The organism is Micromonospora sp. NPDC049101 (assembly GCF_040648675.1).
Lineage (GTDB): Bacteria > Actinomycetota > Actinomycetes > Mycobacteriales > Micromonosporaceae > Micromonospora.
In genome coordinates, this window is sequence record NZ_JBEZED010000003.1 from 386,918 (window position 1) to 399,137 (window position 12,220).

General features: G+C 71.1%; 10 protein-coding genes. 5 read left to right on the forward strand and 5 right to left on the reverse strand.

Translation table 11 applies throughout. From position 1 onward, the window contains the following. The first annotated feature begins 62 nt into the window (after positions 1 to 62). Positions 63 to 983, forward strand: a complete 921-nt coding sequence (locus tag AB0B57_RS05935) for an RNA polymerase subunit sigma-70 (RefSeq protein ID WP_357065510.1) — start codon at positions 63 to 65, stop codon at positions 981 to 983. 234 nt (positions 984 to 1,217) lie between these two features. Here AB0B57_RS05935 and AB0B57_RS05940 read toward each other — a convergent pair whose 3' ends face one another. The 4 genes from AB0B57_RS05940 to AB0B57_RS05955 form a co-directional block, all read right to left on the reverse strand. Further along, positions 1,218 to 2,906 (reverse strand): CDP-glycerol glycerophosphotransferase family protein, encoded by a 1,689-nt coding sequence (locus AB0B57_RS05940; RefSeq protein WP_357065512.1) that lies wholly within the window; start codon positions 2,904 to 2,906, stop codon positions 1,218 to 1,220. Between the two features lie 34 nt (positions 2,907 to 2,940). After that, positions 2,941 to 4,458, reverse strand: coding sequence for a bifunctional cytidylyltransferase/SDR family oxidoreductase (locus AB0B57_RS05945; RefSeq protein ID WP_357065514.1), 1,518 nt, complete (start codon positions 4,456 to 4,458; stop codon positions 2,941 to 2,943). Positions 4,459 to 4,593: 135 nt separating this feature from the next. Further along, a complete protein-coding gene (locus tag AB0B57_RS05950; protein WP_357065610.1) occupies positions 4,594 to 5,370 on the reverse strand; it encodes an ABC transporter ATP-binding protein in 777 nt (258 codons plus the stop codon). Between the two features lie 34 nt (positions 5,371 to 5,404). Further along, entirely contained in the window at positions 5,405 to 6,298 is an 894-nt protein-coding gene (locus AB0B57_RS05955; RefSeq protein ID WP_357065516.1) for an ABC transporter permease, read from the reverse strand. 178 nt (positions 6,299 to 6,476) lie between these two features. Between AB0B57_RS05955 and AB0B57_RS05960 the strand changes: the two genes are divergently transcribed. The 3 genes from AB0B57_RS05960 (at position 6,477) to AB0B57_RS05970 (ending at position 11,335) form a co-directional block, all read left to right on the forward strand. Then, positions 6,477 to 7,115, forward strand: a complete 639-nt coding sequence (locus AB0B57_RS05960; RefSeq protein WP_357065518.1) for a TetR/AcrR family transcriptional regulator — start codon at positions 6,477 to 6,479, stop codon at positions 7,113 to 7,115. Between the two features lie 139 nt (positions 7,116 to 7,254). Further along, positions 7,255 to 9,363, forward strand: coding sequence for a DUF6077 domain-containing protein (locus tag AB0B57_RS05965; protein WP_357065519.1), 2,109 nt, complete (start codon positions 7,255 to 7,257; stop codon positions 9,361 to 9,363). A 280-nt stretch (positions 9,364 to 9,643) separates the two neighbouring features. Next, on the forward strand, positions 9,644 to 11,335 hold the full coding sequence (locus tag AB0B57_RS05970) for a CDP-glycerol glycerophosphotransferase family protein (RefSeq protein WP_357065613.1): 1,692 nt from the start codon (positions 9,644 to 9,646) through the stop codon (positions 11,333 to 11,335). A gap of 75 nt (positions 11,336 to 11,410) precedes the next feature. On the opposite strand, the gene AB0B57_RS05975 is transcribed toward AB0B57_RS05970, so the two are convergent. Then, the gene (locus AB0B57_RS05975; RefSeq protein ID WP_357065521.1) at positions 11,411 to 11,749 is read right to left on the reverse strand and encodes a DUF952 domain-containing protein; all 339 of its coding nucleotides are present in this window, start codon (positions 11,747 to 11,749) and stop codon (positions 11,411 to 11,413) included. 115 nt (positions 11,750 to 11,864) lie between these two features. Between AB0B57_RS05975 and AB0B57_RS05980 the strand changes: the two genes are divergently transcribed. Continuing rightward, positions 11,865 to 12,176 carry a hypothetical protein gene (locus AB0B57_RS05980; protein WP_357065523.1) on the forward strand — a complete coding sequence of 104 codons (312 nt, stop codon included), beginning with the start codon at positions 11,865 to 11,867 and terminating at the stop codon, positions 12,174 to 12,176. Positions 12,177 to 12,220 lie beyond the last annotated feature (44 nt).

A 12,220-nucleotide genomic window follows, 5' to 3' on the forward strand; every position in this document is an offset into this window, starting at 1 on the left:
GACGGATGGGGTCCGCGGTCGTCAGTACGGTGGTGAGGACCACTCAGCCCCGGGGAGATCACATGTCCGACTCGCCTGACGAGCAGGCGGTCTGGCTGGAGCGCGCCTTCGACGAGCACCGGCGCGAGTTACACGTGCACTGCTACCGCCTCGCAGGGAACGTCACCGACGCGGACGACCTGGTGCAGGAGGCCTTCCTGCGTGCCTGGCGGGCTCGCGACCGCTTCGAGGGTCGGGCGTCGGCGCGCACCTGGTTCTACCGGATCGCCACGAACGTCTTCCTCGACAGCCGCAAGGCGGCCGGTCACCGGACGGTTCCGTATGGTGACCCGCTGGAGTGGTCCACCGAGCTCGGTCCCTATCCAGACGCCCTGTTGGCCGACGATCCGCAGACCGGTCTCGCCGCCCGGGAGACCGTCGAGCTGGCCCTGATCGCAGCGCTCATGTACCTGCCGCCGCGGCAGCGGGCGGCCTTCGTGCTGCGCGACGTCTACGGCTGGACGCCGCAGGAGATCGCCGGCGCGCTCGACACCGCCGTAGCGGCCGTCAACAGCCTCCTCCAGCGGGCCCGCCACACCCTCCGGCGGCGCGCTCCGTCGGACCCACAGGACTGGCGCCGCCCGCAGCTCACCAGCGAGGACGAAGAGATCCTGCGCCGCTACGCCAACGCGAAGGACCCGGAGACGGTCCGGGAACTGCTCGCCGAGGACGTACGGATCACGATGCCGCCCGAGCCGCCGGTCGTCGGGATCGACGCGGCCGCGGAGTTCCTCGGCCGACCGCTCGACTGGCGTACCTTCCCCACCTCGGCCAACGGGCGCCCGGCACTGATCAACTATCTCCGCCGGCCCGGCAGCCCGCACTATGAGGCGCTGGTCGTCGACGTACTCCGGATCGAGAACGGGAAGATCGTAGAGAGCAACGCCTTCATCGGTGCCCGTCACGTCGCCGCCTTCAGCATGCCCGCCACGCTCGAGCCCTAGACGAGTAAGTCTCAAGCAAAGTGGCCGAGTCTGCGCTGGTAGTGGGATCGCCGGGCTCGGGCTTGGGATGTTCGTCGCCACCCGGTCGGGTCTACGCTGTGGCACCCGGCCACCGCACGATCTTCGGTTGTCCTCACAAACCATCGATGATCAACGCGGTGGCCGTCCCCATGCCCGCGCCACGCCCAACGCCGAAGCCAAGTGACGTTGGAGTACCAGGGCGCGTCTCGGGGGTCAGGCGAGGGGGGAGAGTTGCGGCGAACGCTTGGCCGCGGGGGTCTCCGTCGCCGCCAACTCCCGACGAGCGGCGGTCAGGAACGCCTCGGCGTACGACTCGGCGGGGAAGTCACCCAGGTAACGCCGGCGGGTGGCCCAGCGTTCCGCGGCCAGCGGATCGGTGTCCAGCAGCGCGGTCAACACACCGTCCAGATTGGACATGTCCCGACGCAGCACGTAACCCGACGCGGCCAGCGGGAACCGTTCGGTGAACCGGTCGCCCTCGTCACCCATGTCGGTGACCGCGTACGGCTTGCTGGAGTAGAGGTAGTCCGAGATGACCCCGGACACGTCGGAGACCAGCGCGTCCGAGGAGTTCACGCACTCGGTCAGGCTCAGCTCACGGGCCGCCGCACCGACCACGTGCGGGCGACCGCTGCTGGCCCGATCGGCGACGAGCAGCTCGGTCAACCGGCCCAACTGACGGGCCGAGGCCGGGTTCTGTGCCGTGTACGGGTGGGCTCGCAGGATCACCGTCGCGCCGCGCTCCAGCAGCCGCCGCAGCAGCCCCTCGGCCACCGGCAGCGAGCAGTAGTCGGCGTCGGCGTGGTGCCCGGTCCACGTCGGCGTGTACAGCACCGTTGGATGCGCCAACCCCCGAGCCGGCTCCGGACGTACCTGGATCGACTCGACCTGCGGGCGGCCCACCACCACGAACTTGTCCGCCGGGATCCGCACGCCGGCACGGGCGTACCTGTCGATCGCCGCCGGCCCGGCCACGAAGATCCGGTCGAAGATCCCCGACACCGGGTTGGCGCTCGGCGCCTTGTCGCTGTCGCCGTGGTGCAGTTGCACGTGGGTGAGCTGGGTGAAGCGGATGCAGTGGCTGTTCTTCGCGCCGTGGTTGACGTAGAACGCCGCCCGCAGGCTCGGCACGAGCGCCTCGTCCATCGCCCGCAGGGTGGGGCAGTAGACCACCGGCGCGTCGGTGGCGGCGGCGATCGGGGCCAGGAACTCCGGCTCGCGCAGCACGACCAGGAACGGCCGGCCGATCCGTTGCAGGTACGGCAGCCACATGGTGACCTGGTATTCCGAGCCGGGCGGCGCGGAGAAGTAGAGCAAAAACTCCGGCTGGTGGCGGCGCAGCGCCCGAGCCACCGGCCCGCCACCGGCTCCCGGCCGCAAGCGCCGCCGGGCCAGGTCCAGGGCGACCACACCGGTGCCGACGCCGACCAGCAGGCTCGCGGCCAACGCCACACCGGCCGGCAGGGTGAGCGCGGCGGCGAACGCCAGGACGGCGAGCAATCCGAGCAGGATGGTGCCGAGCCGGTCGGCGACCAGCGGTGTCCAGGCGCGGACCGGCAGGTTGGCCGCGCGGATCTCCAGGTTGCCGGCGGTACGCAGGGGCCCCACCAGCAGCACCAGCCCCAGCAGGACCAGGGCGGTGGCGACAAGGGTGAGGCTGAGCCCGTCGTCCAGCCGTCGGGAGTAGCCGACCAGGATCGCGGCGGCGATCAGCGTCGTCTCCGCGACGAGGTCGGCGGTGGGTCGGATCCGCTGCTCGGCGGCCGAGGCGGCCAGCGCGGCGACAGCCAACGCCAGCCCCCAGCCGGTGGCGCCGGTGAGGGCCAGCACGACAAAGGCCAGCACCGCCAACCCGGTGCTCAGGCACCGGGCGGCCAGCTTTCGGACCAGGTCGCCGCGCATGTCGCTCCGTTCGTGGTTCCGCCGCCGGTCGGGGTCAGCTCGTCGGCGCCGCGCCGGCCGTCGCCTGGACCTGACTCGGCCCGGCCTGGGCCGGCACGCTCGGCGCGGGTCCGTCGCCGGGCGCCCGGCGTACGTCGATGACCTGGCCGGTCAGGTCGGAGATCAGCACGTCCAGTGACGACTGGGCGACGGCCTCCGCGGCGAGCAGGGTGTGTTCCGGCTCCTCGCCGAAGGCCCGCGTGCGCATCGGCGTGGCGGTCCGCTCCGGGTTGATGCAGTTGACGCGGACGCCGACGTCGGCCCACTCGTCGGCGAGCGCCTGGGTCAGGTTGACGAGCGCGGCCTTGGTGGCCGAGTACAGCGCGTAGCGGGCCCGCCCCCGGGTGTAGGAGCTGGACGTGTAGAGCAGCAGTTGGCCCTTGGTCTGCTGAAGGTAGGGCAGGGCCTGTCGGGCGATGGTCACCGGGCCGACGAAGTTGACCTGGAGCACCCGGTCCATCGTCTCCTCGTCCATCTCGGCGAGGGCGCCCTTCTCCAGGACCCCGGCGGTGACCACCACGTGGTCGATCCGCCCGGTGGCCTCGAAGGCGGTGGTCAGCGCGGCCTCGACGTCCGCGGCCCGCTCCACGTGGGTGCCGGTGCTGGAACGGCTGAACGGGAAGACCTGCGCGCCGTAGCGTCGGGCCAGCTCGGCCAGCTCGTGGCCGATGCCGTAGCTGCCGCCGAACACCACGATGGTGCGGCCGGTCAGCTCCTCCGAGTAGCTGCGGTGGTCGGTCAGTCGGGGTGCCTGCGCCGCGGCGAGCTGGAAGAGCTTGTCCGCCAGGTGCACGTCGACCGGGTGGGTGACCTTGATGTTCTCGTCGGAGCCGTCGATCACCTTGATCGGGGTGCCGGGCAGGTACCGCAGGACCACGCCGCAGTCGTCGGTGGCGGCGAAGTCCGGGTCGTCCTCGGCGATCCGGTACGCCTCGCGGATGGTCGGGGAGCGGAACGCCTGCGGGGTCTGCCCACGGCGCAGCCGGGAGCGCACCGGGATGTCGGTGATGCAGTCGTTGTCGTCCACCTGGATGATCGTGTCCGCGGACGGGATGGCCACGTCCACGGCGTCGTAGGTCCACAGCGCGTTGACGCACTCGCGCACGATCCGGCCACTGAGCAGCGGGCGCACCGCGTCGTGGAAGAGGATGTTGCAGTCCGCCGGGCCGACCGCGTCCAGTGCGATCCGGGTGGTGGCGTTGCGGGTGTCACCACCCTCGATCACCTTGGTGACCTTGCGCAGGCCGGCCTTCTCGACGATCTGCCGGGCGTCGTCGACGTGGCCGGTCGCCATCAACACGATGATCTCGTCGATCTCCGGTGCCGCCTCGAAGACCGCCAGGGTGTGCTCGATGATCGGCTTGCCGGCGATCTTCAGCAGTTGCTTCGGGATGCCGAGGCCCAGCCGCGTCCCGGTGCCTCCGGCCAGAACCACGGCCACCGTCCGCGAGGGCCGCCACGGCGTCGGGGTCTCCGCCACGGCGTCCGGGCCAGTGGTCTGGTCCTGCGTCATTGCCGGATCCTCACTCTCTTCGGATGCGTTAACGGAAGGTTCCGCCCGAGCGGCGACGGGATGAACCTTAACGCGCGGACCGCGCCGCCCCAACGTGGGCGACGCGGTCCGTGGTGCCGTGTCGATGCCGGTGGCCTACTTGCTGTTCGCGTACGCCTCGTAGGCCCGGATGACCTCGTCGGTGGGCCCGTCCATCCGCAGGACGCCCGATTCCAGCCAGATCGTTCGTTCGCAGGTGTCGCGGACCGAGGAGAGCTGGTGGCTGACGAGGAACACCGTGCCCGCGCCCTCCCGCAGCTCGCGCACCCGCTGCTCGCTGCGCTTGCGGAAGCCCTTGTCGCCGGTGGCGAGCGCCTCGTCGATGAGCAGCACGTCGTGCTTCTTCGCGGCGGCGATGGAGAACCGCAGCCGGGCCGCCATGCCCGAGGAGTACGTCCGCATCGGCAGGCTGGCGAAGTCGCCCCGCTCGTTGATCCCGGAGAACTCGATGATCCCGGCGGCCTGTTGGGCCACGTCGTCCGGGTGCATGCCCATGGCCAGGCAACCGAGGGTGACGTTGCGCTCGCCGGAGAGGTCGTTGAGCAGGGCGGCGTTCACGCCCAGCAGCGACGGCTGCCCCTGGGTGTGGATCGCGCCCCGGTTGACCGGCAGCAGCCCGGCGATGGCCCGCAGGATGGTGGACTTGCCAGAGCCGTTGCTGCCGATCAGCCCGATCGCCTCGCCCCGGTACGCGGTGAAGGAGATGCCCTTGACCGCGTGCACCTCCCGGATGTTCGGTGCGTTGGTGCGCTTGACCAGCCGGCGCAGCGCGGCCACCGGCGTGGTGCCACCGGCGGCACCCTGGTGCACCCGGTAGATGATGTGCGCGTCGTCGACCACCACGGTCGGGATGCGCTCCTGCGACGCGGTCATTGTCGCGGTCGCCTCGGTGGGGGTCTCGAAGTGCTCAACCACGGCCGTACTCCTGTTCGCCGCGCCAGAAGTAGATGAAACCGCCCAAGCCGGCGAGCAGTGCCCACCCACCGCCGACCAGCCAGAGCTGGGCCAGCGACTCGTTGAGCAGCGGTGCCTCCTCCAGCAGCGTGTACCGCGCGAGCTCGATGTAGACGAGCAGCGGGTTGTACTGCACGAGCGTCGTCGCCCAGCTCGGCAGCCGTTCGAAGAGGCTGACGCTGTAGAGGACGCCGGAGCCGTACATCCAGGTGCGCATGATGAACGGCATGACCTGCTTCAGGTCGCTGGACTTGCTGCCCAGCCGCGCCACCACGAGGACGACGCCGGCGTTGAACACCGCCTGGAGGAACAGCGCCGGCACCAGCAGCAGCCACTCCAGCGTGATCGGTTCCCCGGTGGCAAGCACGATGCCGATCAGCACCACCATCGACGCCAGCAGTTGCTGGAACTGCGTCAACGTCGTGGACAGCGGCAGGCTGGCCCGGGGGAAGTGCAGCGCCCGGATCAGCCCCAGGTTGCTGCTGATCGACTGGGTGCCGGCCAGGACCGCGCTCTGGGTGAAGTTGAAGATGAACAGCCCGGTGGTGAGGTAGGCGATGAAGTTCGGGATCTCGTTCTGTGCCAGCACCACCCCGAAGATCAGGTAGTAGACCGCCGCGTTGGTCAGCGGGGTGAGCACCTGCCAGAGCTGGCCCAGCTTGGCGTTGCTGTAGGAGGCGACCAGCTTGGCGTTGGCGTACGCGGCGATGAAGTGCCGGTAGGCCCACAATTGGCGGCTGTACTCGACGACGCTGGGGCGCTCACCGGCGACCCGTAGCCCGTGCCGAGCGGCCAGCTGCGCCTGGGTCAGGCCCGTGTCGGGGTCGACCAGCGCGGTGGTGGCCATGGAAATGGCGCTCCGATCTTTCGTGCAGACGGGTGGCTCACGACGATGGGATCCTAGTGGGAGATGTGCGCGGGGCGCCGCCTCGTCGCTGCGAGGACAGTAGTCCGAAACACGTCGGGACGCAACCGTACCGTCGTTGCGCTACCCTGGGCCCCGTGACCTGCGATAAGAGTTCCTGGTGACGACCGAGAAGAGGCGTGCCCCGGCCGGCGCGGCCGTGCTTCGTGGCGAGATCACCACGGCCATCCGGCGCGCGCTGACGCAGGAGTTGGCCGCGGTCGGCTACGGCCGGCTCTCCATCGAGGCGGTGGCTCGTCGCGCCGGCGTCAGCAAGACGGCGATCTACCGACGGTGGAACTCCAAGCTCGACCTGGTGTTGGAGATCGTCGCCGCGGCGGCGCACGGCAAGCTGCCGGCACTGGACACCGGCACCCTGCGTGGCGACCTCACGCTGCTGTTCCAGGCGGTGGCGCACGCGCTGCGCCACCCGTTGGCGTCGCAGATCATCCCGGACCTGCTGGCCGAGGCGGCCCGCAACCCCAGCATCGACGCGACCCTGCGTCAGGTGTTGCACGCCCGTCAGCAGGAGATCGGCGGTCGCCTGGTCGCCCACGCCGTGCGGCGCGGCGAACTGCCCGCCGACACCGACCCGGACGCGGCGGTCGACCTCATCGTGGGCCCGCTCTACTGGCGGCTGGCCATCGCCCGTCTCCCTCTCACCGACAGCTACCTCGACAACCTGGTCGAATCCGTGGCCGCCGGGCTCGGCGCCGACAGCGCCCTACCCCGTCCCCGAACAGCCCCGATATCGGGTTGACCAGCCTCCGACACTCCGTCGCCCGCAGCGGCGGTCCCGCTGTCCGATTCCGCTACGCTGCCCCCTGACCCCCGGCCGGTCACCGGTCAGACATCCGCTTCTCGCCCCTCAACCCGCCGCCGGACGACAAGGACGCCCCGTGACGCACGTCGAAGACGCTGTTGTGGCCTCAGCGGCAGGCAGCCAGAAGGACACCCCGAGCGCGGGTGCTCGACCCGCACGGGGCCGCGGTCTGATCGGGCGGTTCAACGCCGCGGTGGCGGCCGCACCCGTGGTGTGCACCGACGCGGCGGTGGTGAGCTTCGCCATCTGGACGCTGCTCTACCACCTCAACCTCGGCCTCGACCTGCGCCCGTCCGTCGTCTTCCTCATCTGGGTCGTCCTGCAGCCGGTCGCGGCGTACGCGGCCTGGCGGCTGCGTCGTCACGACCCGGTGGCGCGGCAGGCCGACGACGAGGCCGTCCCCGCCCCGACCGACGTGCCCGCCGACCGCGCGTCGCTGCTGCGTCGGTACGCGCTGCCGGTCGGTGCCGCCCTCGGCGCGGCGTTGTTCGCCGCCCTCGGTCGTGGCGCGGTGAGCTGGTGGTTGGCCGCCGGGCTCGGCCTGGTCTCGGTCGTCTCCGCCTGGCTGACCCTGCCCCGCCGCGGCGGGGCGACCGACGCGGTCGCCGCGCCGGCCGGCCAGCGGACCACCCCCGTGCAGGGGTACGTGGTCGTCGTCGTGTCCCTGGCCGCCGCCTACTTCGCCACGTTGATCGACCGGGTGTCGCTCGACGATGTCTTCTACGTCGGCAAGTCGGTCTGGGTCGCCGACCGGGACAACATCCCGTTCAAGGACTTCCTGTTCACCGAGGGCGTGCTGCCGGGCGGTTCGGCGAACCCGCCGCTGCCCTCCTTCGAGGTGTTCATCGGGGCGCTCGCCCGCGCCCTGCACGTGCACACGGCGTCGGTGTTGTGGTATCTGCTGCTGCCGGTGCTGGCCGTCTTCGCGGTCTTCGCGCTGTGGCGGCTCGTGCTGCGCTGGGCCCCGCGACGCCCGCTCGTCGCGTTCGGCGTCGCGGCGGCCTACATCCTGCTCGTGGCGTACTACGCCGACGCCCTGAACACCTACCACCTACCCCGGCTGACTCAGGGCAAGAGCGTCTTCGTCCACGCGCTGATCCCCCTCGCCTGGGTGTACCTCACCGACTACCTGGAGCACCGCTCGCGGCGGGCCCTGCTCCTGCTCACCCTGCTCTCCGTCGCTGCTGTCGGCTACACCACCACCGCGGTCTTCCTGCTGCCGCTGCTCGCCGCGGCGGCCGGCGCGGTGCTGCTCGCCACGCGGCGCACCCGGGAGGCCATCGTGTGCTTCGCGGTGCTCTCGGTCTACCCCCTGCTGTCCGGGGTGCTCGTCCAGGTTCTGCGCGGTGGGGTGGAGGAGGCCGCCGCGACGTACTCTCCGCTGTTGCCGCTGCGGACCATCTACGAGCTGACGCTGTGGCTCGGCGTCCTCGGCGTCATCGGTGGGCTCGCCGTCTGGTGGTCGCCGCTCCTGCTCCGTCGTGGTGTGCCGCAGCAACTGGCCGTCGGCGCCGCACTGGCGGTCACGGTGCTCATGGTCCCCGGCCTGTTGAAGTTCGGCGGTGACCTCAGCGGGCTGACGGCCGTGCTCTGGCGGGTGCCGTGGATCCTGCCCGTGCCGGCGCTCGTCGGTGTCCTCGCGGTCATCCGCCTGCCCGGGCTGGCCCGGACGAGCCGGGTCCTCGCCTTCGCCCTCCCCGTCGTCCTGGTGTTCCTCTTCTTCACCCAGGGCAAGCCGATGTGGGAGGGGCAGGTGATCAAGGCGAAGCCGACCTGGCGGATGCCGGAGAACCGCAAGGCCGCCTCCTTCTGGATCGAGAAGCTGGACCACCCGGCCGGCCTGGTCCTCGCACCGTCGTCGGTGATGCGGGCGCTCCCGCAGGTCACCTCGGAGGTCCGCGTGGTGCTGCCCCGCGACCTGTATCTCACCGACTACGGACCCGAGACGCCGTTCGCGCAGGACAGGCTGCTGCTCGCGAGGTTCGCCGACGGCACGGAACCCATCTCCGTTCCCGCGGTCGCCGAGGCTATGGCCAGGGTCGGCGTGGGCATGGTGTGCCTGTGGAAGAGCAACACCGTCAGCGCGGCGGCGACCCCCGCCCTGGGGCTGGCACCCTTCGCGTCGCGCAAGGCGCCGGGCGCCATGGTCTGCTATCGCCCCGGCTCGCCCACCGGCGGATCCTGAGACGGGTCGGGTTGGCGGTCGGTTTGGTCGGTTTTCCGCACGGATACCCGCTCGATACCATCACGCAGTCTCGCGTTAGGGTCGCAGTCACGTTCGTCAGCCGGGGGCTGCCGTGACGTGACGAGCGTCCACCAGGCGCTGCGGTCCCGGCTTGTGGTCTGCGCAGACCGAGCCCAGCCCGATACGGAAATCGTAGGGAGCGAACTCGTTGTTCGGCACGTTCTCAGGTCGCATCGGAGTGGCCGTCAGCGCCGCGCTGCTGGTGCTGGCCTACCTGGTCATGCTCGTCGCGGGTGTCTTCGGCTGGGTGGGCCTGTTCGCCGTCGCCGGACTGGCCGCCGTGATCGGCGAGTTCGCCGCCGCCCGCTGGTCGCCGATGTCGCAGCTGCTGTTGGAGAAGGTGGGTCTGCACTGGTCGTACCGGCAGCTGACCCGGGACCTCGCGGCCGTGTTGCTGGTCGCCGCCGAGGTGCGGCTCAGCGGCGGTGAGCTGACCCTGCTGCTGGCGCTGCCGGCCGCGGTGTGGGTCGTGTCGGTGTTCGCCGGGGCGCTCTCCATCATGATCGAGCGTCGTAACCCGCTCTCCGCCATGGTGCGCAACATCGAGCTGGGTGAGCTGCGCTCCGCCCCGCAACTGCCAGCGTGGGTGGCGGCGGTCACCGGTGACCGGATGCCCCTGCTCAACCTGCTGCTGGTGCCGGCCGCCGTGGCCGCCGCGGTGCGGCACGACCCGACGCCGTTCTTCGGCGCCGCCGCGGTGGCGGTCGTGGCGACCGGCCTGGTGGGCGCCATCACCGCGCTGACCTGGCTGCGCGGCCGGGGCCGGAGCACGGGGGAGGGGCCGCTGCTGCCGGCCGTGCAGCGCTGGCTGGACACCTACCGGCCCGAGGTGGCGCTCTACTTCGCCGGGCCGGCCAAGGACGTCTACCAGGCCAACATGTGGCTCGCCCCGACCGAGGCGCTCCAGCAGCGCGCGGTGGTGCTGCTGCGCAACCGGGACGCGTTCCTGGAGTTGGCCGACACCCGGCTGCCGGTGATCTGTGTGCCGACCGGTGTCGACTTCATGAACCTCGACCTCACCGGCATCCGCGCCGCGCTCTATTCCGCGAACGTCGGCGCGAACATCCACATGCTGCGTGAGCCGAGCACGAAGCACGTCTTCGTCGGGCACGGCGACAGCGACAAGCAGGCCAGCGTCAACCCCTACAGCAAGGTGTACGACGAGGTCTGGGTCGCCGGCCTGGCCGGCCGGGAGCGCTACGCGCGCGCCGGTGTGGGGGTGCTCGACTCGGACATCGTCGAGATCGGCCGCCCGCAGCTCGCCGGCGTGCACACCTTCGGCGCCGAGTTCGTGGACCGGCCGTTCACCGTGCTCTACGCCCCCACCTGGGAGGGCTGGCTCGACGACGACCCGTACCACACCTCCCTGGTGCTGATGGGTGAGCGGATCGTCAAGGGGCTGCTCGCCACGACGCCCCGGCTGCGTCTGATCTACAAGCCGCACCCGCTCACCGGGTCGCGGTCCAGGGCGGCCAGGGCGGTGCACGACCGGGTCGTGGCGGCCATCCGCGCCGCCGGCGGCGACCCGAACGCGTCCTCCCTGGACGGCACCGCGCACCTGGTGGTCACCGGCCGTACGCCGGCGCTGTTCGACTGCTTCAACCAGACCGACCTGCTGATCAGCGATGTGTCCAGTGTGGTCTCCGACTTCGTGCAGAGTCAGCGGCCGTACGTGGTGGCCAACCCGGCCGGCCTGTCGGACGACGACTTCCGCCGGGAGTACCCGACGGCTCGGGCCGCGTACCTGCTCTCGAAGGACTGCGGCGAGTTGGAGAAGATCGTGGCGCTGACCCGGGCCGGTGACGACCCGATGACCGAGGCCCGCCGTGAGCTGAAGACCTACCTGCTCGGCCCGGCCGAGGCGAACCCGATGGACCGGTTCCAGGAGGAGATCGACCGCCTCTGCCGCTGAGCCCCGTTGCGCGGCTCTGCCGCTGAGCCCCGTTGCGCGCCCGACCCGACACCTCTCGGGCCGGGCGCTTCCGGCTCAACCCAGCAGCGCGGCCACCGCGTCGGCGGCCGGCGTGTCCGCCGGCAACGCCTGCGCCGCGATGACCGCCGCGACCGGCAGCGGGCCGTACACGTGCGGGAAGAGCTGCCCACCGCGCGACGGCTCCCAGCGCAGGGTGTCACCCAGCCGGTCCTCCGCCACGCTCAGCAGGGTCAACCCGGTCGCGCCGGCGAAGTGCCGTCGCGCCGTCTCCACCACCTGGTCGGCGCCGGAGAGGTGGATGAAGCCGTCCTGCCGGTCCACGGCGGAGCCGGGAAAGGCGCCGGCGGCGAGGGCGTCGTCCCATTCCGCGCTCGACAACAGTTTGTAGATCACCGTCGCAGCCTACGGGGGGGTGCCGTCGGCACACTCGCCCGGTTTTCCTCGGTACCGCCGCGCCCGTCGCCCCGGGCCGGGCATGCTCAGGTCAAGGGCCGCGGAGGGATGGGCGATGCAGAGCTACGACGACGACTGGACCGACAGTCAGCGCGCGCTGTACGACGAGTGCTACCGGGCCGGTGGTGAGTGGGCCGAGGACCCGGACACCCCGTCCGATGACGTACAGCACGTGATCAACCTGGCCGAGGCGGACGACGACGCCTTCAACGACGCCGAGATCGACTATCCGCCCCTGGTCGACGCGGTCACCCAGGCGGGCGGGGTCACCGTCACCAGCGTGCCGGCCAGCCACGAGGACCCGGGTTTCCGCGGTTTCACCGACGGCGTCCGGGACGCCACCGCCGACGACGTCTTCGGCCTGTAGGTCCGACCCGACACGCGGCTTTCCGCCGGGTGCGCGTTTCTGCC